Genomic DNA, 24,672 nt, shown 5'->3' on the forward strand with positions numbered 1-24,672 from the left:
CATCAGAATATCAGCTCCTGACCGAATTTATTTTTTCTTTATTTTTAAGTTCGTTATATATCCTCAGACAAGCCCATGCATCGAGCGCAGCATACATTTTCTGTGAGTCAGAAAGTACATCTACTTCCCAGTTTGACAGGCGTTGCCCTTTTGATATCCTCTTTTCAAAAAGTATGCCATAAATACGCTGTAAGCCATTGTCTTCTATACCGTAATCTTTAACAAAAGACTGTAATTCGACGAAGTTAGCCGGAGCCAAACTCATCCGCTTGTGTATCGCCGAGAAGTCATCTTTCAGCGACAGCCCGATCTTCTTCACGGCAGGATTGACAAGAAGTTCGGCCAGACAAGCAGGAAACCCGATCAGATTGAGCCGGAATAGAAAACAAGTATCGATTGTAGACAACTGCATAAGTGCTATCTGATGCGTCACTCCCTTACGAAAAGCAGGGCGGGTCTCTGTATCAAATCCGATAGCTTCACATTTGCTAAGATAGTCGCATGCTTTCTTTGCTTCGGTTTCTTCTTGTATTACGATTATTCTACCCGGAAAAACTTCCTGTGCATAAGTAGACAATTCAGCTTTGGATATAGTGTTTACCATAATTCATTTGTATCAGCAGATTCGAGATCTTCATCAAGGTTATCATTTACTATCGTATATTTGAGTGAGTGCAAAGCTCTTAAAACATTTACCAGCTTCTGCCCCCAATATGACTTAAAATTCTCTATACAGAAATATAGTGCATCATTCATATTGTCTGTAACACCTCTTTCAAAAACTGTAATGAAGTTCTTCAAATCCTGATAGATATCCGAGAGATCTTCGCTTATACTGGCAGTAATAGGAGTGTCACTATATTTCATATCCTGAAGAAAAACCTCAAGATACGCATCATTATTCTGAAATACATCATATAGCTTTGAAGAAATATAGTTGTAATCTCCCTCCGTTACTGTTATCTCAGGTTCCTCGTCTTCATTTATGATATCTGTCTCGGGCACAAGAGAAGCTTTTAAGTAAAGCAGTGGAAGAAGCTTTGTAAGCTTATCTATCAATTCCGCTTCGCTTACATCTTCAAAGCTTTCAAAATAGCCACAATATTGTACTGCGACTGTTACAAATTCAATTGTATCACGAGAATAAACGATCTCTTTTAATTGGTTCTCCATTGTATATTTTAATTTTTCTGCCGTTTTAACGGCTCAATATATATTATCTAAATTGCATCCTGATCTACATAAAACAGATCGTTGATTTTTCTTTAAGTAACAAATTTAACCTATTATTTTGTTAACTGTATTGTTCGGATAATATATTTTATTATCACTAAACATTCATTAAGCAATATCAATAAATCCCTTATCCTTGCCAATCATCCCCCGTTTCTACTCCTTATTTGGATGCACTTGCTATTTGCCTTATCTTTGTACCTTATTTCAAATAATTAGTAAATATATTATACTCTATACTTTCTTACCGAAAAAGAGTATAATTCATTTTTTAACACTATAAAAATTAGCACGAAATGGGAGATACTCCAAATTGCCCTGCATGTAGCATGGAAAATACATATTTTGATGGTACTATGTTTATTTGCCCCGACTGTTTTCACGAATGGACAGGCGAAGCAAAAGCAGAATCAGACGATATGACACCACGAGACAGCAACGGCGCAGAACTACAGGACGGAGATGCGGTTACGGTAATCAAAGATCTGAAAGTAAAAGGATCATCGATGGTAATAAAAAGAGGTACAAAGGTAAGAAGTATCCGCCTTACAGAAGAACCAACTGAAGTGGATTGCAAGATAGACGGATCGAGCATTGTACTTAAAACATGCTTCTTGAAGAAATAAGAGCCTGCTAGCCCTTCCGTATTAAAATAAATAAAAGATATTTTTTTCTTTAGGTCTATTTTTTAACCTAATATAAGTCTTTTTTATTGGGAGGACTATATAACTTTGCATTCATTATGCAGTACAGCCTATTCCCTCAATATAAATATAAATTTTTCAGCCTTGGTAGTGGTAGCAGTGGAAATTGCTACTATCTGGGAACGAATGAATATGGTGTACTCATCGATGCCGGCATAGGAATACGTTCGATACAAAAAGCCCTGCGCGAATATGGTGTCTCATTCGATAAAATCATAGCCGTATTGGTAACCCACGATCATGCCGATCACATCAAAACAGTGGGGTGCCTCGGTGATAAATACAACATCCCTGTTTATGCAACAGAAACAGTACATAACGGCATCTTAAGAAACAGGGCTGTACGCGCAAGCTTGGTGCATTCAAGAAAGATTATAGAAAAAGAACAAACATTCTCTATCAGAGAATTTCAAATAACCGCCTTCGAGGTTCCCCACGATAGTATCGAGAATGTAGGGTACCACATTGAGTTCGACGAGCAGACGTTTGTATTAGTAACAGATATCGGACGGATTACCGATACGATAAAAGAATATGCCGCGAAGGCAAATCACCTGGTAATTGAGGCCAACTACGACGAATATATGCTTCAGGCGGGTAAATACCCCTACTATCTGAAACAACGCATAGGCAATGGAATGGGACATCTTAGCAACCGTCTATCTGCCCAGTTTATTGCAAGCATATACAGCGAAAACCTTCAGAACATCTGGCTTTGCCACCTCAGCCAAGACAATAATCATCCCGAAATAGCTTTTAAAGCTGTAGAACAAGCCCTTTATGACAATGGAGTGGTAGTAGGCAAGAACGTAAAACTAGAAACGTTGAGCCGCTATAAAGTATCGGGACTGAGAGAGTTCTGAGAGACATCTCACTAGCGTTGAACATCACAAGAAATATCACCTCTTTATTTTATTGAAGACTCAGCTTCAAATAATGGAAAAAGTAGATTGCAATAATCGCAGAAAATCTGTTACTTTTGTTACATCTTAGTAAAAGGGAGAATTGCATGAAAACAATTAATATAAAAGGAGAATTGCTAGAACTGTCGCAACCTATTGTGATGGGAATATTAAATATCACTCCTGATTCATTTTTTGCAGAGAGCCGCAAGCAGGGCGAACAAGAGATTGTTGCCCGTGTAGCAGAAATATTAACACAAGGAGGTAAAATTGTGGATATAGGAGCACAATCTACACGTCCTTCGTCTACATTATTATCGTCAAAAGAGGAGATAGAACGCCTAAAACCGGCACTGAATATTATAAATAAGGAATTCCCCGACGCCATTCTCTCGGTTGACACATTCTATAGTGATGTAGCTCGTTTTTGTGTAGAAGAACATGGTGTTGACATTATAAATGATATATCGGGAGGTGAAATGGACAAAAATATGTTCGATACCGTTGCCTCGCTCAATGTTCCTTATATACTTATGCACATGCGAGGCACACCTCAAACAATGAGCAAATTGACAGATTACGACAATCTGATTCAAGATATTTTTTACTACTTCTCTAAAAAAATAGCCGAGCTACACCTCAAAGGCGTAAACGATATTATAATAGATCCGGGTTTTGGATTCAGTAAAACTATCGACCAGAATTACGAGTTGATGGCTTCACTGAAAGGCTTCTCTATTTTCGATCTTCCTTTGCTTGTCGGCATTTCCAGAAAGAAAATGATCTACAATTTGATAGACTCAACAGCCGAAGCAAGCCTCAATGGCACATCCATCCTGAACACTTTTGCCCTACAGAACGGGGCTGACATATTACGCGTGCACGATGTAAAAGAAGCTGTAGAAGCAGTAAAAATCACTGAAAAACTAAAAGGGTACAGCTTATAGCAAATACCCTTTTCTGATTTTATTATTTTGGACTTATCCTTTTGAAGCGATCCATTGTTCTTAATACATCGTTTACGTAACGTGTCGTTTGTCCGGCTCTGAAGTATCCACTTTTACATACAGGGTCATTATAATATTCGGGATTTCCTTTCAGCTCCAAATATTTCTTCACATTCCCTTCCCATATATAAGGGTTAGCACCATATTTTTGAGCCAGAGCCTGCGCATCATTTATATGTCCATTTCCTCCATTATAAGCTGCAAGCAAGAATTTCTCCCGCTCCTCTATGCTACTTACTTTACCAAATATCTTGTCTAGCCTGTCGAGTAGCTCTACGGCAGCACCTATACTTAAATCGGGGTTCATGCGGTCTTCACTTTTTAGACCAAGAGACGCTGCTGTGCGTGGCATCAATCCCATTATTCCGGCAGCTCCCGCCCATGAGGTGAGATTATTCTGAAAGCGAGACTCATGATAGCATATCGCTGCCAAAAAACGCCAATCGTACTTTGTACCTTTAGCGTGCTTTTTAAACAGTTCGTCGTAAATGGAAATTGCGCCCTTAGGTAAATTCTTCGGGATTTCGTACTCACCCTCGAAAGTCTGCTTACTCAACTCGAAATACTTTTTAGTAATTCCTTTATAAACAGGAGTATTCCCATTCTGCTGGAACCATTCATTTAATGCTTTTGCCAACTGGGGAGAATCTTTCCGCACAGCCCATGATGAGCGTTGGTCGAAACTGATCTGAAGCGATATATCTATATTTCGATAATATGTTTTGTTCAACTTGGCAATATATTCATCACAGATTGTATATTTTATCTTTCCTTGAGATACCATTTCGATGAGGTCTTCACTGGTAATCGTATCCTCATTTACAGGATGAATGTTGATACCTCCTCCCAGTTCGGAATTCAGATTCAGCAAGCGTTGATAATATTTTGTATTGTCTTCCACATACACCTCTTTGCCGATCAAGCCCGTTACATCTTTTATTATAGTATCTCCCTTATTTGCCTGTTGGATTAATACCTGATGGGTTATTTGTTGCAGTCCGCAATATAGGATAGAATCTTTAAGTCCTGTCTGTATAGGTACGGCATAGGCGATGAGGTCGCCTTCACCATTATTCAGCATCTCCACAAGCTTGTTGGTATTCTCCGCTACCTTTACTTTCAATGTCAGCCCATAGTGGTCGCAGAAATCCTGAGCGAGGTCATAGTCATACCCCATAGGCTCTTCTTTGTATATAAAGTAAGATGTAGAGGTATTGAGCGTAATAATGGTTAGTTCCTTCTTTTGTTTGATCTGCTCAAAATCATAGGGAGTCTTCTGTTCTTTCTTTTTACAGGCCGAAAAGAGACAAAGAACTATCAGTACATATATACAACAGAATTTTCTCATGTTTTTATCAGTTGAGATTTAGGTATTATATATAATTAATCTTATTATAAAAATAAGATCAGGCTATCTTCGTATCTGTTTATATTCTGTAGCTCTCCTGTTTAAGAAGTACTGAACGAACCGAAACGAAGGCTTCCAATTTTATGAAAACCTCCGTATCAATTCCTATTTTTTATTATCAGAATTTCATGTCTTGCGAAATCATATTTTCAACTTTCGCGTTATATTCTTCAATTACACTATTTACTACATCTGCCGCTGTAGGAAGGTCTTCAATTAGTGAGCTGACTTGTCCTATCTCGAGTTCGCCTTCCGAAAGGTCTCCTTCAAAAATTCCTTTCTTAGCACGTCCACGTCCTAAAATTCCACGCATTTCTTCTGCTGTTGCTCCCCTGTCTTCTGCTTCCTGTACTGTAGTATAAAAATCATTCTTTATTAGTCGGGTAGGACTAAGTTTTTTCAATGAGAGAATAGTATCCCCTTCTTTAAGATTTATACACAATTCCTTAAACTCGTTGGAAGCCGAACTCTCCTGTGTAAGAGCAAATCGAGTACCCATCTGAATACCTTCCGCCCCTAATGCGAAAGCAGCCAACATAGCACTGCCCGTTCCTATCCCTCCGGCTGCAATAAGAGGTATCGATATGCTTTTCCTTACTTGCGGAATCAGCACCATCGTGGTAGTCTCTTCACGTCCGTTATGCCCTCCGGCTTCGAACCCTTCGGCCACTACAACATCTACTCCTGCCTCTTCACATTTTAATGCAAATTTAGAACTGGAAATAACATGTGCTACTTTTATTCCATTATCTTGAAGCTTTTTAGTCCAAAGCTTAGGATTCCCTGCCGATGTAAATACAATCTTCACCCCTTCGGATATAATAATATCCATAATCTTTTCTATCTCAGGATACATTAATGGCACATTCACACCAAAAGGTTTATCCGTAGCCGCCTTACATTTTTGTATATGCTCGCGCAATGTTTCGGGATGCATAGACCCGGCTCCTATAAGCCCAAGTCCTCCGGCATTACTGACTGCCGAAGCCAAACGCCAACCACTACACCAAACCATACCTCCTGATATAATCGGATATTTTATACCAAATAAAGATGTAATTCTATTATTCATTCTTTTCATTCAATTTGTTACGTATTGCAAATTTAGGAAAATATTGAAAATGGAAGTATAATCCAAAGACTAAAGCTCACTCTTTTTGTTGAATATAAGATTACAACGTACTTTTATGTAAATAAATTATCTTATAATAGAAGAAGCGCTTCGTTCCTATATATGACAAGCAAGGATAAAGAGAGCAGAGCAAATTCAGAAAGTGACAATAGATAAGGGTCTAAAAAGTGTCACTTTTGTCACCTTTTGCTCTATTGTTAGAATCTGTTGAGTAGAATATATAGGACTTTCAAAAAACTAACAAATTAATTGCATATATTTGAACAGTCAATCATTCAATACATTATCATTTTTATTTATGAAAAACATATTATCAAAATTAATCTGTTTATTGTTAGTCGTCCTATTTATCTCATGCGGATCTAAAGAACAAAAAGAGACCGGATGGACATCTTTGCTTGATAAAGATTTGTCAAGATGGGATATGTATCTGAGTTATGAGATGAAAGACAACTATAATGGTAGTGTTCCTTTAGATGCAAACGGAGATACGATCAAACCTATAGGATATAACAATAACCATAAAAATGTATTCACCGTAATACAGGAGGGTGACGAACCAATATTAAAGGTTAGCGGGGAAGTTTACGGATGTGTTTTTACGAAAGAGAGTTATAGAAATTATCATCTCCGACTAAAGATGAAATGGGGAAATAAAAAATGGGAACCAAGGCTCAATAAGTCTTTAGATTCAGGAATACTATACCATTCCATCGGAGAGTGTGGTGCCGACTATTGGAGAACATGGATGACAAGTCATGAATTTCAACTAATAGAAACCGGAACTGAGGGCAGTAGTGGAGACTACTGGTGCATAGGTCAAACTCAAATGGATGTGCGTGCCCGAAAGGATTCATCGAAAGTAATATTCGACAATTCAGCCTTTTCAATCCCCATCGGAGTTAACTCTCCTAACGGCTACTACTGCGCAGCAAAAGGCACAACAGAAAAACCCAAAGATGAGTGGAACGATATCGAGCTTATATGCTACGAAGGCAAAAGCTTACATATTGTAAACGGCAATGTAGTAATGGCATTATCCAATCTACGCTACCTGAACAATGGGGAAACAAAGCCATTGGTAGAAGGCAAAATACAATTACAGAGCGAAGCCGGAGAGGTATTCTATAAAGACATTGATATAAAAAAGATAGAAGAGCTCCCGACAGAATATCAGCAATATTTTAATTAATAATAAGAAGGAAAGGAATGCTATCTCTATTTTGTAGCTTTAGACTTTTTATAGATAGCCTGCAATTTCTTATTATTAAGCTCTATGCTGAGAGTAGACTGACTGAGATCTTTCTTCTTTTTCCTATCTGAATAAGTTACTTCCTTCTTCACAGGCAATGTAATAAAACAAACGCCTTTGTTGTCAAGGATAGCTTCTATAGAGTCTGTAACAGGAGTGTAAAGCACACTGCGTATTTTATCTGTTTTACGACCTACTGTCAATGAATCTGCAATATGCTTGCTCAATAGGTTTTTAGAGGTATAGAATTGGCTTAAGGTATCTACGGATAATTTTTGCATTCCTTTACTGCTAACAGTAGACATGGCACTAAAGAAATCTGTCAAGGTTTTCTTCACTTCATCCAGATCTTTTCCTTCGAGCGTTTTCAGCTGGCTAAGATAGTCGTAACGTTCCTGAGCCAATGCAATGTACTCTCCATCAATCCGTCCGAGCTTTGAATTCTCCAGATAAGCCAAATAGACATCTGCCGAGTTTTGAGCTTGAGCTCCAATCCAACTTAACGAATCTATCACATGCCGAATATCTTTTAGATAAAGTGTTTCAGGATGATCTTTGAGGAAAGCAAACAAGGCATCTATATCATTTGAGCTTCTGAGTTTCTCCCAAGCTTTTCGCTCATTGTCACGCAGTTCTACAATCTTTTGATAGGCTTCCTCACTATATTTCCCTTCGGGGTATTTCACCAAGTATTTAGAATATCCCAAAGGAGTGTTTTCTTCAATACACTTGTTCCAATATGCAGTTTCAGTTGCCAACGTATTCAAATTCTGTTGACGCAAGTAGCCACCTATCACCCCAACTATCATGAAGATAATGAGCCCTACAAAGAAGAATATTAACAGCTTCTTATTTTTACGGAAAAATGTATTCTTATCTTCCGTCTCTGTCGAAGGTGAAGTTTCATCTTTATCTAAAGCATTGTCTAAATTATTTACTTCGCCTTGATGGGCTTCTTCATCAAGCTCAGCGGATATTACCGCCTCTTGATCTGCCGACAGCAAACCTGAGGAGTAAGAATTTTGTGCAATTTCCTGACAGTCACGACAGAATATTTCACCATCTTGTGTATCTTTACCACAAAGAGGACATTCATTATTGCCACTATCTGACATAACTATGTTGTTTTATTATTTATTCTCAGCATGTAAACAATCCTATTCGAGGTTTGTTTACTTATCTCATTTTCTATATATCCTCAATTGACATGAGGCTATTTTTATTGTTACTAAATTACAAAACTTTTTTTGATATTGACTGTTTCTAATATTGAATATAAGACATGTTACAAATTTACACAATTCGTACTCAATAAATATTTATATGTCATGGACGTGATCGCTATTATAGAAAAATATTATAAGAAAGATTCTGATTTATACAAGATACTGATCAGACACAGCAAAGAGGTAATGAACAAAGCCCTGGAGATTGCAAAGAAGCACCCAGAATTAAATGCTGATATTCAATTTATAAAGGAAGCCGCCATGCTTCATGATATAGGTATTTTCCTTACCAACGCTCCTTCTATCGAGTGTAATGGAATAGCTCCGTATGTGTGTCATGGATACTTGGGACGTGAGTTATTAGATGCCCAAGGATATCACCGTCATGCATTGGTTTGTGAAAGACATACAGGCGTGGGCATTTCTCTCGAAGAAATAAAAGCAGAGAACCTGCCTTTACCGCACCGCAATATGCAACCAATGAGCATTGAGGAAAAGATTATTTGTTTTGCCGATTGTTTTTATTCAAAGACAAATCTGGGAGTAGAAAAGTCAATAGACAAAATAAGAAAAGGCCTAGAAAAGCATGGTACAAACTCCGTTAAAATATTTGATGAATGGAGTCTTGCTTTTTTATGAAAGAGAAATTATTTTTCCGCCAGATACATAGAGCAAACACCAAGCGTATAAGTCTTGTATATTGCTTTTCGGAAACCATTTTTCAATAGGGTCTCTGTCATATCTTTTCCCTGAATAAAAGCTTCTATTGATTTTGGTAAATAAGAGTAGGCTGTTTTATCTTTTGAGATCAATCGCCCAACTGTAGGTATAAATAATCTAGAATACAACCAATATGCTTGCTTCATGGGAAAATGTTGGGGAGTACTAAGTTCTAGAATCATCAACTGCCCTCCCGGCTTAAGAACTCGTAGTATTTCTTTCAATCCCCTGTCTAAATCTTCGAAGTTACGAACCCCAAAAGCTACTATTGCCGCATCAAACGAATTATCTTCAATACTCAAAGCCATACAATCTTGCTTCTCGAAACTTATTTTATCAGACAACCCCGCTTTCGCTACTTTTTGACGCCCAACATTCATCATGCCTTCAGATATGTCAATTCCCAGTATATGCTGAGGAGATAATATATCATAAGCCTGTATAGCGAGGTCTCCTGTACCGGTAGCGATATCCAATATATGTTGAGGGTTATTCTTTTTAAGCATAGACAAGCCCTTCTTACGCCAGCCTATATCTATACCCATTGACATAGTATGGTTTAGGGTATCATAGTTTTCGGCAATGGAGTCGAACATACGTTCGACCTGTGCTCCCTTATTCTCAGTAGAGGAATAAGGCACTACTTTTTCGGCTTTATAGCTCATTATCTTTTATGGAATATAATTGAAGTAGACTTCAGTTGAAGATCAAGCATTCTTGAGATAGAAGAAAGTATCTTCATCTTGAATTTCCTGTATTTTAGTTCTGTTCCCCTCTGCAATAATTCTGAATGGATCGGTTGAGTTATCAACCAAAAGCCAATAATCGGAGATAGGAATAAATAGCGAAAATAAGTTTCGCATTCCTGCAAAGTAACGTCTTACCACAACATCATCAGGAACATGATGCCCTCCAAAACGCACGCGCTGCTCTACCCTTTTTATTGCCAATTCTGGCGATTCGAGCCAAAAGTATATAAGTGTTACAAAATAACCCTCAGCTTGCGCACGTCTGATAAAGTTGACGTACGACTTGGTCGCCAATGTTGTCTCTATAGCAAAGTCTTCCTGAAGACGCATCATTTCGTTCATACGCATAAGCATGATACGACCGGCTTCAATAGCGACTTTCTCCGGCTGAAATGGAGACAATCCTTTGGCTATTTCATCGGCGTTGATAAACTCCTTACAATCGAGCATTTCAGGAAACATGGCGTATGATGCGGTTGTTTTTCCCGCACCATTACAGCCAGCTATAATATAGAGATTTGGCATCCGTTTCTATCCTCTCTTTTTTAGATATCTGCTAATGTTTTCTTCGATACGTTCCGAAACATTGCTTACATCTGCTTTTATAAACGGTTCTCCAACTATCTTCTCGTATAGTTCAATATAACGTTCCGATACACTTTTGCAATATTCCTCTGTCATCTCCGGAACAGTCTGCCCTTCTTTACCTTGGAATCCGTTATCCATTAACCATTTGCGAACAAATTCTTTAGATAGTTGTCGTTGTTCTTCTCCCTTTTCAAACAGATCTTGATAAGTATCAGCGTAAAAATAGCGAGATGAGTCTGGTGTATGAATTTCATCTATCAAGTAAATCTTTCCATCTTTTTTACCGAATTCATACTTTGTATCTACAAGAATCAGTTTTTTTTGCGCAGCCATTTCTGTACCGCGTTGGAAGAGTGCATAAGTATATTTTTCAAGTTGCTCGTATTCTTCTCTACTTACTAATCCTTGTGCAATTATCTCTTCTTTAGATATATTTTCATCATGACCTTCATCTGCCTTTGTTGTAGGAGTAATGATCGGGGTAGGAAATTTTTGATTCTCTTTCATCCCCTCAGGAAGTGGCACTCCACAAAGAGTTCTTGCTCCTGCTTTGTATTCACGCCAAGCACTACCGGTCAGATAGCCGCGAATTACCATTTCTACTTTGTACGGCTCGCAACGCAACCCTGTTGTTACCATAGGGTCTGGTGTTGCCAATTTCCAGTTAGGAACAATATCGGCTGTGGCATCCAGAAATTTCGCAGCAATCTGATTCAGCACCTGTCCTTTGTATGGTATACCTTTTGGTAACACAACATCAAAAGCCGAAATACGGTCTGTTGCAATCATCACTAATAGGTCGTTACCTACAGAATATACATCCCTTACTTTTCCATGATAGACATTTGTTTGCCCATTAAAATGGAAATTGGTATTAACTAGAGTACTCTTCATTTGATTTAATTTTTAATTTCCATGTTTATAACATATAAACGCCAAAGCCGTTCATTTTCCTGAGTATATTTATTTCTTTATATTCTTATCTTTTCATTAGAATATCTTTATCCCTTTGTTTATCAACGATAAATAAAATCCGGATTACTCTCTCCAAAGGTAATAGAACTATGTTAAAAAAACAATGGCAAAAGAAAGAATAAGAGACTTTTTGTAAGAATTAATATAATTTCAATTTATTGTTTTTTCTTCTTTCAAATTTATATTCTTTACGCTTCTTTTTTAGAATTTATAGCCTAACGATAAACATACTCCCTTATTTTTAAATCCTCTATCATTGAGAAGAGAACTCAATTTAGTGTCTTTACGACTAATATTTGTGAGCCCATATTCAAAATCAAATCCTATAGTATATTTCTCAAATTCAAGTCCTGAACCAAACCTTATGCCAATATCTAATTTTTTTAATCCATTTTCTCCAAATGAATCTTGGCTAGTCTCAGCATCTTCACCTTCGGCTTGCTTATGAGTTATCTTTAGGCTTGTTTTACCTCCTATGCCGTAGGCGAAATAAGGTCCGCCATGAAAATATAAACTAACATTTTCCTCTATTTCAAGTTTATAGGCAATCAGAAAAGGAATCTGTATGTATTTAAGAGTAAAATCCTGCTTCCATTGTTTTACTCCATTTCCTAAAGTTTCGGCACTTTTATACATCACCCCTTTTGTGATAAAGCTTACTTCTGTTTGCAAATAAGCATTGTCTTTGAACTTATATTCGGCAGTGAATCCAAGTTGATAGCCGGCATGTAGTTTTTTACTAATTTCCGGTGCAACATTCAGTACGCCACTATATAGGTTTCCTCCCCCTCTTATCCCAAATCGGAAAGGGGGTTCATCCTGAGCAAATAAAGATGTAAAATAAAAAAATAGAAAGATTGTTGAAAAAAGTCTTGTTGTAGTCATATAGTTTTTCTGATTATAAAGTTTCGATCGGAAAGATCGATACATGCTTAGGTACTAAAGATTAAATATACTGTAATTTTATATCTACATTCTCAGCTTTACCTAATGTGTATTTGTTTTATGATTATGAATCTTCCATTATATGCAAAAGTCCATAATAGTCTTCTCAATAATTCAAATAATATAAATATCTTTTTGTAAAGTAAATAATTGTCTTTAAATATAATAAACTATAGTTCTAATGTTTCCAATTCTTTCATCCACAAAGCCACAGATGCATCACTCGGCATCCGCCAGTCACCTCGTGGTGACAAGTTTACAGATCCTACTTTCGGCCCATCAGGCAGACACGAACGCTTAAACTGTTGAGAGAAAAACCGCCAAAAGAATGTTCTAAGCCATTTCAATATCTCCTGATTAGTATATTGTTCTGCAAAAGCATGCTTAGCTAGAAAATATATTTTTGAAGGAGGAAACCCAAATCTCAACACGTAATATAAGAAGAAATCATGCAAAATATACGGCCCTATCACATCTTCTGTCTTTTGCAAGATCTCTCCGTTTTCATCCATAGGAAGCAGTTCGGGACTAACAGGAGTGTCCATTACATCAAGAAGTACAGCTTTAGACGACTCATCCATATGTGTATCAGCAATCCATCCTACTAGGGTGCGAACAAGTGTCTTCGGAATGCCGGTATTCACAGCGTACATCGACATATGATCACCGTTATAGGTGCACCATCCTAATGCCAATTCCGAGAGGTCTCCCGTTCCTATCACAAGCCCATTTACTTTATTCGCATAATCCATCAGTATTTGGGTTCGCTCACGAGCCTGAGAGTTTTCGTAAGTTATGTCATGGGTATTTACATCATGTTCAATATCCTTGAAATGCTGAATTACGGCATCTTTTATAGATATTTCTTTAATCGTTGTTCCTAACGACTGCATCAACTTAATTGCATTCGTATAAGTGCGGTCAGTAGTCCCAAAGCCCGGCATTGTGATACCGATTATATTCTCTCTAGGTATATCCAGTTTGTCAAATGTTTTGGCTAAAACAAGCAATGCCAATGTAGAATCAAGACCACCCGAAACACCAATTACTGCCTTTTGAATCTTGGTATGCAGCATCCTTTTGGCTAGGCCGCTAACTTGTATTGAGAATATTTCGTCACAACGTTCATTCAACGTCCCATCATTTGTTGGAACAAAAGGTGTAGGAGATACAAATCGCCTGAGTCCGTATTTTTTTATGCCCGCTTTTTTATCCTTACCCAATTTATCTGAAATAGATTTTGAAATAAGGTTTTTAGACACAAAAACATCTCTAAATTCAATCCCTTTTATAGCTGCATATTCGGATAAAGAAAATGATTTATTCTTCAACCGATCAATGCGTAACCGATCAATATCTATATCTGCAACTGTAACTTTACTATCGAACGAAAAACGTTCTCCTTCAGCCAAAATCGAACCATTCTCTGCAATCATACTACTACCGGCAAAAATTATATCGGTAGTAGACTCCCCGTTACCCGATGCAGCGTATACATATCCGGAAATGCAACGTGCCGATTGTTGGCTAACAAGAGATTTTCGATAAAGATGTTTACCTGTAGTCTCGTTACTCGCCGAAAGATTAAAAATCACCTCTGCGCCATTGAGACAAGAGATACTTGACGGCGGTATTGGAGTCCATAAATCTTCACAAACATCAATTGAGAAATTAAACAACTCTGTTTTAAAGACAAGATCAACTCCCACAGGAACAGAACGATTACACAAGGTAATTGTTTTTTCTTTTAATTCTTCGGATGATGAAAACCATCGTTTTTCGTAAAACTCATTATAGTTCGGCAAGAACGTTTTAGGAACAGCCCCCATAACTCGTCCGCCACTAACGACTAACGCCATATTATAAAGTCGATTGGATACAGCTATAGGCAGACCTACCAACGCCACAATAGACAGATTGCCAGTAGCATCACAAATACGGTTGAGTGATTTCAAGGCTTCTTCAAGCAACAAACTTTGTAGAAAGAGGTCTCCGCAAGTATATGCAGTGATGGATAGTTCAGGAAAAACTATTGCCGAAATGTTATCTTCTTCAGCCTTATTTATGAGTTTTATGATTTCGTCAGTGTTGTAATCGCAGTCTGCAACTTTCAAAGCCGGAGAAGCTGCTGCCACCCTTACAAATCCGTGGTTATTCATACAAATATTATATTTTTACAAACTTACAAAAGTTTTTTATTAATTGCTTATTATAAAACATATTTAGCCTGTATACTATTTTCTCTTTAACTTTTTTGATGCATCAAAAATTATTTACCTTTGTGTAATCCTAAAAAAGCAAATACTATGGACTTTAATATTGACATAACGCAAATTCTGAGCGCATTTGTTGTGCTTTTCGTACTAATCGACGTATCCGGTTCAATTCCTATATTTCTTGGTTTCAAAGGAGAAGGCAGAGACATAAACCCGCTACAGGCTGCGATCTATTCTTTTATAATAATGACAGCTTTCTTATTTGTGGGGAAATGGGTACTCAACATGTTCAATGTAGAAGTATCATCTTTTGCCGTTGCAGGAGCATTGGTCATATTTATCATCTCGATAGAAATGATATTTGGAGTCGAAATATTTAAGAATGATGCACCGGGAGGATCAAAGACTCTTGTCCCAATTGTATTCCCTTTAATAGCCGGTCCGGGAACGTTTACAGTACTGCTATCCATGCGTGCAGATTATGACGTATCGAATATAATTATTGCCCTATTTCTTAACATGATAATCGTATTTCTTGTACTTAGATATCTGAAGGTAGTAGAAAAGCTGCTGGGATTAGGAGGAGTATATGTTTTGCGTAAATTCTTTGGAGTTATCGTAATGGCAATATCTGTGAGCCTGTTTACCTCAAACATAAATACCCTGATAGAAAGCCTCAGCGGTAAATAATACATGAGCTGGAAGGATTATCTATATATCCATAAGGGAGATAGAATAGCAATCATATTATTACTAATCCTTATCGTTATCTCTGGTGGAATATATATTCTCGTTTCCATTCAGAAAGAGAACGATAAAACCATCTGTCCCGAATCAGAAAGAGAATTTGAAGCATTTATAGAAAAACTAAAAGACAGGGATTCAACAACCTCCTACCAACAAGAATATCATATACAGAAAGACAGCACACATTACACTGAATACATTCATCTGGAGAAGTTAAAAACCGGTGAAACAATAGAGATAAATAGTTCCGACACTACTGATCTAAAGAAGATACCCGGCATAGGGAGTGCTTTTTCCAACAGGATAGTAAAATACCGTAATCTATTGGGTGGATACAACAGCCTGAATCAGTTGAAGGAAGTATGGGGAATGGACGATGATTTATTCAACAAAATTATACCATATCTGAGAATCACGCCCAATACTAAAAAGATAAAAGTCAACACAGCCTCTTTTGAAGAATTGAATAAACACCCATATATCAAATACAAACGAGCCAAAATCATTATAGATATACGAGAGCGAAAAGGCAAAATAGAGTCTTTGGACAGATTGTCTTTACTCGAAGAATTTACAGATGCTGACACAAAAAGGCTAACACCCTATTTATCTTTTGATTAAAATAAAAAAACAGTAAGAAATCTTACTGCCTTCACTAAATAAATAAAATAAGCCAAAACTTATTTCACTATTACTTTTTGGGCAACCTTTCCGGCTTTCAATATATATATGCCTTTAGGAATTTCGATATTGCACACACCCAGATATGTCCTAAGGTTTATGCTTCTTACCTTTACACCCAATATACTATAAACTTCAAGATAGCCGGTCGTTGGAATATTTTCCATTGTTACTTTAGAGATACCATTGATCACAACCTCTAAAGTCATCGTATTATCTTGCTGTTCACCGGCAGTACGAAATGGGTCTGAAGGAAACTCCATCCTAGCCGAATTGGCTGATAAAGAGAGCCCCGCAAACAACGCAATGAATAATATTTTTCTAATTCCTGCCATTAATCATACTCCTAACAAACACAAATATAGATATTAAAGCTTATAAAAGAATAAAATAGAATAAAAAAAACAAGGTTTTTACAATTTTTCACGTAGCCCTTCGTTAGCAAGAATTGTATTCGGAAAAACTCCCCTTGCCTCATCCAGCAAAATCTGATTATCAGGGTATCGTGCCGAAAAATGACCAATCATCATTTTTTTTACATTTGCTAACTTGGCTATCAGTGCAGCCTGAGAAGCAGTAGAGTGCCCTGTGGCCTTCGCTCTTGCAGCATCTTCGTCTACAAAGGTAGCCTCATGATAAAGCAAGTCAACCCCCTCTATAATAGGCACTATCTTTTCATTGTAAGCTGTATCTGAACAATAAGCATAAGAACGTGCAGGCTCGGAAGGAATTGTCAGATGCGAGTTAGGAATAACCTTACCCTCTTCTGTTATAAAATCAGCACCCTTTTTTATATTAGCTAATTCCCGAATGGGGATATTATGAAACTTTATCATCTCGGGAATCAAGTGCGCTTCCTTTTGCTTCTCCCGAAAAAGAAATCCGGCACATGGAACACGATGCTTCAGGGGAATTGTAGTCACCGAAACAGAACGATCATCATATATTAGCTCACTCTTTTTAGGGTCGAAAGTTTCTATCTTCACCTGAAAGGGATTATCCTTACAGAAAAAGTCAATTTCGGGTCGCAAAATTTCTTCCAGTCCCGCTACGGAATATATCGTAATATCACCCGTACGCCCAAGCAGCCCTAATGTAGAGATCAGTCCGATAAGGCCAAAACAATGGTCGCCATGCAGATGGGATATAAAAATACTATTAAGCCTCCCAAAACGCAGTTTGCTTCTCCTAAACTGCAACTGTGTCCCCTCCCCGCAGTCTATCATAAAGAGCTTATCTCTTATGTTCAACACCTGCGATGAAGGATTATGCAGAGTAGTTGGAGTAGCCGATCCACAACCGAGTATGTCGAGTTCAAACTTCTCCATTATTCGATATGTATAAGCTTATGAATTTGCAAGCTCAGCTTCCACTGTGAGTTCAGCTTTATTTGTTCTACGCAATAGTCTACATTCTCCAAGTTGATTTTGTCTCCATCAAAAATCGGACTTAAAAAATAATTGTCCGCCTTTGGAAAAATAGAAGCATCCGGAATTGTATCGCCGACTTTAACAGGAATTCTTATTTCGTTTACTACAGGAATCCTGCTTTTTATCGTTTCGTAATCTTGCTTGGGACTACATGTAATATAATCGATCAACGATGGCACAAGGCGCGTACCATTTGTCTCTATTGCTTGTTTATAGCCGTGCTTCCTGAAAACAGCAAGATATTCATCCTTAAGCTGGATAGTCGGTTCTCCACCTGTCCATATAATCCACTTACAAGGATACTGTTTTATCTCCTCCAGTATTTCATCTATAGTCATCACATCGCCGTCGGCGAAGTCTGTATCACAAAAACTGCAAGCCAGATTACACTTTGTAAGCCTTATAAATATAGAAGCCTCTCCGCTACGTCCCCCTTCTCCCTGCAAGGAGTAGAATATCTCATTTACTATCAGCTTCATATATTGCGGTTGTTTTTGGTGTTTCAGAAACTTCTACAGCGTACAACTCCGGGATATCCTCCACAAATGTATCATACAGATATCGGGCAATATTTTCTGCCGTAGGATTAAAGGACAAAACATCATTTAAGTGCCTATGGTCGAGTTTCTCGTCAATATATTTCTTTACACTGTCTAGTTCTCTATAATCTTTTATAAAGCCTACTTGATTCAATTCCTTTGATTTCAAATGCACGGTAATAACATAATTATGTCCGTGTAATCGGGAACAAGGATGCTCCTGAGGGAGTCCCTCAAGAATATGTGAGGCCGAAAAAGAGAACTGTTTGCTTATTTTGTACATGTACCTTATTCTAAATTTATTAAATACTAAAAAGTGACAAAAGTAACATCTTTTCCGTTGATTTCATTTGTTACCTTTTTTATCAAAATTACAAATAACTTTTCAAGAGACTCCCCTCATGTCCACATTTCTATTAATAGATAATTATTAGAAAGAAATGTATCTGTTCGAGTCAGTTTCTATTCGAGATATTTATTTCAGCTTTTTGCAAAAACATCGACTAGTCTCAACATTTTCATATTGATCATAATTAGGTATTTGTACATAGCCGCTTTTCTCATAAAGCCTTATCGCATCGGAAAGTTTACAACTGGTTTCGAGAATGCAGATTGAATACCCCAACTCTAAAGCCCAAGCTTCTAATTCTTTCAAGACATTTGAAGCAATCCTTTTGCCACGATATTCTGGTCTTACAAACATTCGTTTTACTTCCATCGTGTCTTCCGAATATTTTTTGATTGCTCCGCACCCGACAACTATTCCTTCCGAATAAGCAAGAACGACATTTTTTATAGCTTCCACACCGTTATACTGACTGCATATCGTATGAGCCTTCCTATCCATTACATCTAGTTCCGCATCGAGATATGGTATAAGCTCGATAAAATCTTTATTGGACGAATCAGTTCTGATTATTGTCATTTACTCATCAGTTATTTCAAGAAATCATCAAAATAGCGAGTTATATGTTCATGCAGATGCACCCTATCACGCCCTATCATATTATGACCATGCCCCGGATAAATGAAGAAGTCAGGATGCGTTCCTTTCTTTATTGCAGAATTTAGGAATTGAAGGCTTTGTTGCATCACTACTGTCGGGTCTTCGTCTCCATGTATAAGCATCAAGCGTCCTTTCAGATCTCCCGCACGTGCTACCATACTTGTTTCTTTATATCCTTCAGGATTTTCCTGTGGACTATCCATATATCGTTCGCCGTACATCACTTCGTAATATTTCCAATCAGTAACAGGTCCACCCGCTACACCTACCTTGAAAGTCTCGGGATGGCGAAGCATCAGATTGAGAGTCATAAAACCACCGAAACTCCATCCATGAACGCCTATCCTGTCAGTATCTACGTATGGCAAAGATTTCAAGTATTCAACACCTGTCATCTGATCCTGAGTCTCTATAACACCAAGTCTGCGATGTGTGATATTCTCAAAATCTATCCCTCTATAACTTGTACCTCTGTTATCGATTGTAAAAATAATATATCCTTTTTCAGCCATATACAGATCCCAACCTCTAGCCTGACCGAGCCATGAGTTATCTACCAATTGCGAATGCGGACCTCCATACACATAAACTATCACAGGGTATTTTTTGTTCGGATCAAAGTTTAGAGGCTTAACAATGCGATAATACAAATCGGTACTATTATCATTCGCTTTCAACGAACCTAACGTAATTTCAGGCAACTCCACATTCTTGTAAGGATTCTTAGCTGTATGAAAGATATAGGTTTTATTTGTTTTAGTCTCCGTAACGCCTGCTTTACCCGGATTATTTTGTGAAGTATAAATGTCACATACGTATTTTCCCGAAGCACTCAGCATGGCATTATGCACACCTTCTTCTTTCGACAGTTTTTCTCTCTTCCCTGTTTTCAGAATAAGCTTATAAATATGCCTTTCTATCGGGCTTTCTTCCGTTGACACGAAAAACAGAGCTTCTCCTTTTTCATCAAATCCGAGTACAGAAGTGACATCCCAATCTCCTGTAGTGATTTGTTTAAGTAACTTCCCGCTAGTATCGTACAGATACAAATGATTGTGCCCATCACGTTCACTTTGCCAAATAAATTTATTCGGATCATTTTTCAAAAACAGAACAGGATTTTCTGGTTCTACATATTTCGGATGAGTCTCTGTAAATAATGTCGTCTGCAGTTTTCCCGTCAAAGCGTCGTAGCTTCTTAGCACACATGTATCCTGACCTCTGTTTACTTCTGCTATATAAACACTCTTTTCATCGGGACTCCAAGATATATTTGTCAGATATTTTTCTTTCGGTGTACCTGTTTTAAGGAATACTGTTTCCTGAGTTGCGGGATTAAAAACGCCGACTGTGACATGATGGCTTTTCATTCCTGCCATCGGATATTTTATATTTTTCAGTTGAGCAATACGAGTCGAAACATCAACCAAAGGATAATCTGTCACCATTGTTTCGTCCATACGGTAAAAAGCCAGGAGGTTTCCTTTAGGAGACCAAAAAGTACCTTTATTTATTCCAAACTCATTTCTATGGACAGATTGTCCGTTTACAATACCCTTGTCAGTATCGCTTGTGACATCATATTTTTTCCCGTCAGGGGTTTGTACGAAAAGATTATTCTCTACGGTGTATGCCAAATTGTTACTTTTATCTGACAAGTCGTGATTCTCCATTTTTTCTGTAGAAGAAAAAGTTCCTGACAGCTTCTTATTTACAAAATCATACAAATAGATCTTTTCGGGAGAAACGATCATCAAATTGTTTGACGTTGCAGAAACAAACTGCACGTAAGTTAAACTCTTAAAAGTCTCTCCTTCTCCCAAACCACTATTGGCATTAATATCCTTAACTGTAAGTAAAACCTGAGCTGTTTCCTTTTCCGTATTAGGTGCTATCATAATAGAATCCTCCTTAACGTAGGTAAGTTTATCACCAGCCCAACTTATCCGGCGAGGCATTTCGGCACGATACTTGCTGTACGTTTTACCTCCCGGAATAAGGTCTTCGAGAGATAAAGGAATTTCTTGACTATAAGATTTCATAGGAAACAATATGCTTATAAGAAGGAAAAAAAGAGAACCGAATGATTTCATACAATATCAATTTGTTTTTACGAGCAAAGATAATGATTTTAAATGTTTTCGTTTCTTACAAAGAGCATATAATAGTATACCAGATAAGGAAAAGAAAAGACAATAATAAGAAAAAGATCAAGGGTTAAAGTTCAAATATTCTGAATATAAACGACTCTTTTTCAGTCCGAATCTATTTTAACAGGAAGAAACAAGTTCATCAGCCTTGCTTAAATTAGTTTTTTTTAGAACAATTTTATTTTTTTAAACGTTTAAATAATAAATAGTATCTTTACACGTTCAAAATATCAAGGGGAAGATATATAACTTAACAAAATCAGGAAGAATGTCTATCTATAATGCATTACGCTACATAGGAATCGTCACACTTTGCGCTACAGTAATGATATCCTGTGACAAAAAAGCGACATCGAAATATGAGATATCCGGAAAACTGGAGAATCTTACAGGGAATTATTTCCTAATGTCTCATGAAGTCGGCGACTCTGTTGTTATAGATACAATTCCGATAAATGCAAAAGGAGAATTTTCGTTCAAAGGAGCAGTTGACACACTTACAGAAATGTCCCTTTATTTCAACCAGAATACAAAAAGCACCTATATACTTGTAAACAAAGGATGGGATGTAGAACTAAAAGGAGATGCATTATACCCCGACTTGATAAACGTGAAGGGCGGTGATGTGAATGATGACCTCACAACATTTAAGAATCAAAATAAAGAGTTATTAAAGAATCGGGCGGACATCTTGATTGCTGCCGACAGAAAAAACTCAGACAACAATGATACCCTCAAAGTTAAAGACTACGTAGTAGAATTAAAGAATATAAACTTCGAATTATCTAACATTGCGGCTAACTATATAAAAACAAATCCAGAGAAGATAGCAAGCGTGATGTTAATCAACACATTTTTTAAAGACGAATCATCTATTCCCCGCCTCGATGAAAACCTTGCTTTACTAAAAGGAAAAGCGGTTGACTTTCAACTGACAGCCGATCTAAAACAATTTAGAGATAAAGTAAAAAGATCATCGGTAGGAGCAATAGCACCCGTTTTCAACCTGAAAGATGTAAATGGAAAAAATGTGCAGTTGTCCGACTTTAAAGGGAAATATGTGCTATTAACATTTGCCTCTACAACTTGTGAAGTGTGCAAGTTAGAAAAAAAAGATGCCGTAAAGGTTTATAACGAATTGAAGAAGCAGAAAAAGAATATCGAATTCATATCCATAATCAAAGATATAGAAGATGAACCGATATCAAAGGGTTTCACTGATTCTGTAAAATGGACGATCATACCCGTAAAAGGCGGATGGTCTGCAAAAGAATTCGATACTTATTATATACGCGAGATACCATACAATGTACTTATATCGCCTTCGGGTAATATAACCGACAGAGATTTCCCCGTTACCGCTTTAATAAAAAAGATGGATGAGCTGGTTGATTCTCGCAAATAGTCGTTAACACTTAAGGATTCCTTTTTTTTCCTTATATTTGTGTAGTACTAATAAAAGTACAACTTTACTACTATATACAATATAATAGATGTTAGTCAAAATTTTTGGAGCTGCTGTTCAAGGAATAGAGGCTACACTTATCACCATAGAAGTTAACTGCTCGAAGGGAATTAAGTTCATGCTGGTTGGACTACCTGATGCGTCAGTGAAGGAAAGCCATGAACGAATCATTTCGGCCTTGCAAGTAAACGGATATAAATTTCCAAGACAACAAGTCGTCATAAACATGTCTCCTGCCGACATACGCAAGGAAGGTACAGCTTACGATCTGCCTTTAGCTATAGGGATATTAGCGGCATCAGATAGTGTAAAGCCGAACAAACTTGAAGAATACATAATAATGGGAGAACTTTCTCTCGATGGCAGCATACTCCCCATTAAAGGTGTTTTACCGATAGCCATAATGGCTCGAACAATGGGATTTAAAGGAATTATACTGCCGAATAAGAATGCACGGGAAGCAGCAGTTGTAAATAACCTTGAGGTATACGGTGTAGACAACATCAAAGAGGTAGTAAACTTCTTTAATGGAGATTACGATCTGAAAAAAACAATCGTAGATACTCGCACCGAGTTCTATAATGCCCAACAATTATTCGATTTCGACTTCTCGGACGTAAAAGGACAAGAAAACGTAAAGCGAGCATTGGAAGTTGCCGCAGCAGGAGGTCATAACCTCATTATGATCGGTCCTCCCGGTGCAGGGAAATCGATGATGGCTAAACGAATGCCTTCCATCCTACCTCCATTCACCCTGCATGAAGCGCTTGAAACAACAAAGATACACAGCGTAGCCGGAAAAATAGGCACAGAAACAGCACTGATGGCTCAACGTCCGTTCCGCAGTCCGCATCATACAATTTCTGATGTAGCACTGGTTGGAGGTGGGGCATATCCTCAGCCGGGAGAAATAAGTCTGGCTCACAACGGAGTATTATTTCTTGACGAATTGCCCGAGTTTAGCCGGAGTGTGCTCGAAGTAATGAGACAGCCGCTCGAAGATAGGAGAATAACCATATCACGCTCAAAGTTTACAGTGGAGTATCCTGCAAGCTTTATGCTGATTTCTTCGATGAATCCGTGCCCATGCGGGTACTACAATCATCCCGAAAAAGAATGCGTTTGCCCCAATGGAGCAGTGCAGAAGTATCTGAATAAGATATCGGGGCCATTACTCGACCGGGTAGATATTCATATAGAAATAGTACCAGTTCCATTTGAAAAGATATCGGATAAAACACCTGCTGAAGCAAGCAACCTTATTCGAGAGCGGGTAATTGTTGCTAGAGAACAACAAAGTAAACGCTTCGAGAATGAAGAAGGCATCTACTGCAATGCTCAGATGACACCCAAAATGCTCGCTAAATATGCTTCACCCGATAACGAGGGATTGCAATTATTAAAAACAGCAATGGATCGATTCAATTTATCAGCAAGAGCATACGATCGCATACTAAAAGTGTCTCGAACCATTGCGGATCTGGATAATTCTGAAAAAATTCATTCAAAACATTTGGCAGAAGCAATAAATTACCGAAATTTGGATAGGGAAACGTGGGCGAGTAAAAAATAAATTAATAAATAAGTAATACTAAAA

General features: G+C 37.6%; 25 protein-coding genes. 9 read left to right on the forward strand and 16 right to left on the reverse strand.

All coding sequences use genetic code 11. The features are described from left to right. Positions 1–10: 10 nt before the first annotated feature. Positions 11–604 (reverse strand): 3'-5' exonuclease, encoded by a 594-nt coding sequence (locus tag LDB17_RS08845; protein ID WP_006841769.1) that lies wholly within the window; start codon positions 602–604, stop codon positions 11–13. Then, complete coding sequence (locus LDB17_RS08850; protein ID WP_252637993.1) at positions 598–1,173, reverse strand: DUF5063 domain-containing protein; 576 nt, start codon at positions 1,171–1,173, stop codon at positions 598–600. Before LDB17_RS08850 ends, LDB17_RS08845 begins: the two co-directional genes overlap by 7 nt. 356 nt (positions 1,174–1,529) lie before the next feature. On the opposite strand from LDB17_RS08850, the gene LDB17_RS08855 reads away from it, so the two are divergent. From LDB17_RS08855 to folP, 3 genes are all read left to right on the forward strand, one after another. Next, the gene (locus tag LDB17_RS08855; RefSeq protein ID WP_006841767.1) at positions 1,530–1,859 is read left to right on the forward strand and encodes a zinc ribbon domain-containing protein YjdM; all 330 of its coding nucleotides are present in this window, start codon (positions 1,530–1,532) and stop codon (positions 1,857–1,859) included. Positions 1,860–1,975: 116 nt separating this feature from the next. Next, a complete protein-coding gene (locus LDB17_RS08860) occupies positions 1,976–2,800 on the forward strand; it encodes an MBL fold metallo-hydrolase (RefSeq protein WP_252637994.1) in 825 nt (274 codons plus the stop codon). Positions 2,801–2,946: 146 nt separating this feature from the next. Further along, positions 2,947–3,786 carry a dihydropteroate synthase gene (folP, locus tag LDB17_RS08865; RefSeq protein ID WP_252637995.1) on the forward strand — a complete coding sequence of 280 codons (840 nt, stop codon included), beginning with the start codon at positions 2,947–2,949 and terminating at the stop codon, positions 3,784–3,786. A gap of 22 nt (positions 3,787–3,808) precedes the next feature. On the opposite strand, the gene LDB17_RS08870 is transcribed toward folP, so the two are convergent. Together LDB17_RS08870 and LDB17_RS08875 are read right to left on the reverse strand one after the other, a co-directional pair. Then, positions 3,809–5,194, reverse strand: a complete 1,386-nt coding sequence (locus LDB17_RS08870; protein ID WP_252637998.1) for a transglycosylase SLT domain-containing protein — start codon at positions 5,192–5,194, stop codon at positions 3,809–3,811. A gap of 178 nt (positions 5,195–5,372) precedes the next feature. Next, positions 5,373–6,326 (reverse strand): nitronate monooxygenase family protein, encoded by a 954-nt coding sequence (locus LDB17_RS08875; protein WP_252637999.1) that lies wholly within the window; start codon positions 6,324–6,326, stop codon positions 5,373–5,375. Positions 6,327–6,684: 358 nt separating this feature from the next. Between LDB17_RS08875 and LDB17_RS08880 the strand changes: the two genes are divergently transcribed. After that, positions 6,685–7,578, forward strand: a complete 894-nt coding sequence (locus tag LDB17_RS08880) for a DUF1080 domain-containing protein (RefSeq protein ID WP_252638000.1) — start codon at positions 6,685–6,687, stop codon at positions 7,576–7,578. Between the two features lie 26 nt (positions 7,579–7,604). Here the strand turns inward: LDB17_RS08880 and LDB17_RS08885 are convergent, their stop codons facing one another. Next, complete coding sequence (locus LDB17_RS08885) at positions 7,605–8,753, reverse strand: hypothetical protein (RefSeq protein WP_252638002.1); 1,149 nt, start codon at positions 8,751–8,753, stop codon at positions 7,605–7,607. 213 nt (positions 8,754–8,966) lie between these two features. Here LDB17_RS08885 and LDB17_RS08890 point away from each other — a divergent pair, with 213 nt between their 5' ends. Then, positions 8,967–9,503 (forward strand): HD domain-containing protein, encoded by a 537-nt coding sequence (locus tag LDB17_RS08890; protein WP_252638004.1) that lies wholly within the window; start codon positions 8,967–8,969, stop codon positions 9,501–9,503. 8 nt (positions 9,504–9,511) lie between these two features. Here the strand turns inward: LDB17_RS08890 and ubiE are convergent, their stop codons facing one another. From ubiE to LDB17_RS08915, 5 genes are all read right to left on the reverse strand, one after another. Next, on the reverse strand, positions 9,512–10,249 hold the full coding sequence (gene ubiE, locus LDB17_RS08895) for a bifunctional demethylmenaquinone methyltransferase/2-methoxy-6-polyprenyl-1,4-benzoquinol methylase UbiE (protein ID WP_252638005.1): 738 nt from the start codon (positions 10,247–10,249) through the stop codon (positions 9,512–9,514). A gap of 42 nt (positions 10,250–10,291) precedes the next feature. After that, on the reverse strand, positions 10,292–10,858 hold the full coding sequence (locus LDB17_RS08900) for a zeta toxin family protein (protein ID WP_006841758.1): 567 nt from the start codon (positions 10,856–10,858) through the stop codon (positions 10,292–10,294). A gap of 6 nt (positions 10,859–10,864) precedes the next feature. Next, positions 10,865–11,815 carry a phosphoribosylaminoimidazolesuccinocarboxamide synthase gene (locus tag LDB17_RS08905; RefSeq protein WP_252638006.1) on the reverse strand — a complete coding sequence of 317 codons (951 nt, stop codon included), beginning with the start codon at positions 11,813–11,815 and terminating at the stop codon, positions 10,865–10,867. 282 nt (positions 11,816–12,097) lie between these two features. Then, positions 12,098–12,781, reverse strand: coding sequence for a porin family protein (locus tag LDB17_RS08910; protein ID WP_252638007.1), 684 nt, complete (start codon positions 12,779–12,781; stop codon positions 12,098–12,100). A gap of 230 nt (positions 12,782–13,011) precedes the next feature. Beyond that, positions 13,012–15,000, reverse strand: a complete 1,989-nt coding sequence (locus tag LDB17_RS08915) for an NAD(+) synthase (RefSeq protein WP_252638009.1) — start codon at positions 14,998–15,000, stop codon at positions 13,012–13,014. 147 nt (positions 15,001–15,147) lie between these two features. On the opposite strand from LDB17_RS08915, the gene LDB17_RS08920 reads away from it, so the two are divergent. Both LDB17_RS08920 and LDB17_RS08925 read left to right on the forward strand, forming a co-directional pair. Next, the gene (locus LDB17_RS08920; RefSeq protein WP_252638010.1) at positions 15,148–15,747 is read left to right on the forward strand and encodes a MarC family protein; all 600 of its coding nucleotides are present in this window, start codon (positions 15,148–15,150) and stop codon (positions 15,745–15,747) included. A 3-nt stretch (positions 15,748–15,750) separates the two neighbouring features. After that, entirely contained in the window at positions 15,751–16,425 is a 675-nt protein-coding gene (locus tag LDB17_RS08925) for a helix-hairpin-helix domain-containing protein (protein WP_252638011.1), read from the forward strand. Between the two features lie 59 nt (positions 16,426–16,484). Here LDB17_RS08925 and LDB17_RS08930 read toward each other — a convergent pair whose 3' ends face one another. The 6 genes from LDB17_RS08930 to LDB17_RS08955 form a co-directional block, all read right to left on the reverse strand. Further along, complete coding sequence (locus LDB17_RS08930; protein ID WP_252638012.1) at positions 16,485–16,820, reverse strand: T9SS type A sorting domain-containing protein; 336 nt, start codon at positions 16,818–16,820, stop codon at positions 16,485–16,487. Positions 16,821–16,898: 78 nt separating this feature from the next. Next, positions 16,899–17,813: a ribonuclease Z gene (locus tag LDB17_RS08935; protein ID WP_252638013.1), complete on the reverse strand. Its 915-nt coding sequence runs from the start codon at positions 17,811–17,813 to the stop codon at positions 16,899–16,901. Further along, positions 17,813–18,394 (reverse strand): 7-carboxy-7-deazaguanine synthase QueE, encoded by a 582-nt coding sequence (locus tag LDB17_RS08940; RefSeq protein ID WP_006841750.1) that lies wholly within the window; start codon positions 18,392–18,394, stop codon positions 17,813–17,815. The genes LDB17_RS08935 and LDB17_RS08940 overlap by 1 nt, the downstream gene beginning before the upstream one ends. After that, positions 18,375–18,737, reverse strand: coding sequence for a 6-carboxytetrahydropterin synthase QueD (gene queD / locus LDB17_RS08945; RefSeq protein ID WP_252638014.1), 363 nt, complete (start codon positions 18,735–18,737; stop codon positions 18,375–18,377). Before queD ends, LDB17_RS08940 begins: the two co-directional genes overlap by 20 nt. 192 nt (positions 18,738–18,929) lie before the next feature. Then, on the reverse strand, positions 18,930–19,379 hold the full coding sequence (locus LDB17_RS08950) for a GNAT family N-acetyltransferase (protein WP_252638015.1): 450 nt from the start codon (positions 19,377–19,379) through the stop codon (positions 18,930–18,932). An 11-nt stretch (positions 19,380–19,390) separates the two neighbouring features. Further along, positions 19,391–21,553 (reverse strand): S9 family peptidase, encoded by a 2,163-nt coding sequence (locus tag LDB17_RS08955; protein ID WP_393924993.1) that lies wholly within the window; start codon positions 21,551–21,553, stop codon positions 19,391–19,393. Positions 21,554–21,878: 325 nt separating this feature from the next. Between LDB17_RS08955 and LDB17_RS08960 the strand changes: the two genes are divergently transcribed. Next, positions 21,879–23,015, forward strand: coding sequence for a TlpA disulfide reductase family protein (locus LDB17_RS08960; RefSeq protein WP_252638017.1), 1,137 nt, complete (start codon positions 21,879–21,881; stop codon positions 23,013–23,015). An 88-nt stretch (positions 23,016–23,103) separates the two neighbouring features. Beyond that, positions 23,104–24,648 carry a YifB family Mg chelatase-like AAA ATPase gene (locus LDB17_RS08965; RefSeq protein WP_252638019.1) on the forward strand — a complete coding sequence of 515 codons (1,545 nt, stop codon included), beginning with the start codon at positions 23,104–23,106 and terminating at the stop codon, positions 24,646–24,648. Positions 24,649–24,672 lie beyond the last annotated feature (24 nt).

This window comes from Dysgonomonas sp. Shenzhen-Wh21, from assembly GCF_043392705.1.
In the GTDB taxonomy this organism is placed as follows: Bacteria; Bacteroidota; Bacteroidia; order Bacteroidales; family Dysgonomonadaceae; genus Dysgonomonas.

Excerpts from the sequence above, each read along its gene's own strand:
- LDB17_RS08885 (WP_252638002.1), bottom strand. The coding sequence starts at position 8,753 with ATGTCAGATAGTGGCAATAATGAATGTCCTCTTTGTGGTAAAGATACA.
- LDB17_RS08875 (WP_252637999.1), bottom strand. The coding sequence starts at position 6,326 with ATGAATAATAGAATTACATCTTTATTTGGTATAAAATATCCGATTATA.
- LDB17_RS08930 (WP_252638012.1), bottom strand. The coding sequence starts at position 16,820 with ATGGCAGGAATTAGAAAAATATTATTCATTGCGTTGTTTGCGGGGCTC.
- folP (WP_252637995.1), top strand. The coding sequence starts at position 2,947 with ATGAAAACAATTAATATAAAAGGAGAATTGCTAGAACTGTCGCAACCT.
- LDB17_RS08905 (WP_252638006.1), bottom strand. The coding sequence starts at position 11,815 with ATGAAGAGTACTCTAGTTAATACCAATTTCCATTTTAATGGGCAAACA.
- LDB17_RS08860 (WP_252637994.1), top strand. The coding sequence starts at position 1,976 with ATGCAGTACAGCCTATTCCCTCAATATAAATATAAATTTTTCAGCCTT.
- LDB17_RS08845 (WP_006841769.1), bottom strand. The coding sequence starts at position 604 with ATGGTAAACACTATATCCAAAGCTGAATTGTCTACTTATGCACAGGAA.
- LDB17_RS08940 (WP_006841750.1), bottom strand. The coding sequence starts at position 18,394 with ATGAAGCTGATAGTAAATGAGATATTCTACTCCTTGCAGGGAGAAGGG.
- LDB17_RS08950 (WP_252638015.1), bottom strand. The coding sequence starts at position 19,379 with ATGACAATAATCAGAACTGATTCGTCCAATAAAGATTTTATCGAGCTT.
- queD (WP_252638014.1), bottom strand. The coding sequence starts at position 18,737 with ATGTACAAAATAAGCAAACAGTTCTCTTTTTCGGCCTCACATATTCTT.
- LDB17_RS08880 (WP_252638000.1), top strand. The coding sequence starts at position 6,685 with ATGAAAAACATATTATCAAAATTAATCTGTTTATTGTTAGTCGTCCTA.
- LDB17_RS08910 (WP_252638007.1), bottom strand. The coding sequence starts at position 12,781 with ATGACTACAACAAGACTTTTTTCAACAATCTTTCTATTTTTTTATTTT.
- LDB17_RS08915 (WP_252638009.1), bottom strand. The coding sequence starts at position 15,000 with ATGAATAACCACGGATTTGTAAGGGTGGCAGCAGCTTCTCCGGCTTTG.
- LDB17_RS08920 (WP_252638010.1), top strand. The coding sequence starts at position 15,148 with ATGGACTTTAATATTGACATAACGCAAATTCTGAGCGCATTTGTTGTG.
- LDB17_RS08900 (WP_006841758.1), bottom strand. The coding sequence starts at position 10,858 with ATGCCAAATCTCTATATTATAGCTGGCTGTAATGGTGCGGGAAAAACA.
- LDB17_RS08925 (WP_252638011.1), top strand. The coding sequence starts at position 15,751 with ATGAGCTGGAAGGATTATCTATATATCCATAAGGGAGATAGAATAGCA.
- LDB17_RS08850 (WP_252637993.1), bottom strand. The coding sequence starts at position 1,173 with ATGGAGAACCAATTAAAAGAGATCGTTTATTCTCGTGATACAATTGAA.
- LDB17_RS08870 (WP_252637998.1), bottom strand. The coding sequence starts at position 5,194 with ATGAGAAAATTCTGTTGTATATATGTACTGATAGTTCTTTGTCTCTTT.
- ubiE (WP_252638005.1), bottom strand. The coding sequence starts at position 10,249 with ATGAGCTATAAAGCCGAAAAAGTAGTGCCTTATTCCTCTACTGAGAAT.
- LDB17_RS08935 (WP_252638013.1), bottom strand. The coding sequence starts at position 17,813 with ATGGAGAAGTTTGAACTCGACATACTCGGTTGTGGATCGGCTACTCCA.
- LDB17_RS08960 (WP_252638017.1), top strand. The coding sequence starts at position 21,879 with ATGTCTATCTATAATGCATTACGCTACATAGGAATCGTCACACTTTGC.
- LDB17_RS08855 (WP_006841767.1), top strand. The coding sequence starts at position 1,530 with ATGGGAGATACTCCAAATTGCCCTGCATGTAGCATGGAAAATACATAT.
- LDB17_RS08890 (WP_252638004.1), top strand. The coding sequence starts at position 8,967 with ATGGACGTGATCGCTATTATAGAAAAATATTATAAGAAAGATTCTGAT.
- LDB17_RS08965 (WP_252638019.1), top strand. The coding sequence starts at position 23,104 with ATGTTAGTCAAAATTTTTGGAGCTGCTGTTCAAGGAATAGAGGCTACA.
- LDB17_RS08955 (WP_393924993.1), bottom strand. The coding sequence starts at position 21,553 with ATGAAATCATTCGGTTCTCTTTTTTTCCTTCTTATAAGCATATTGTTT.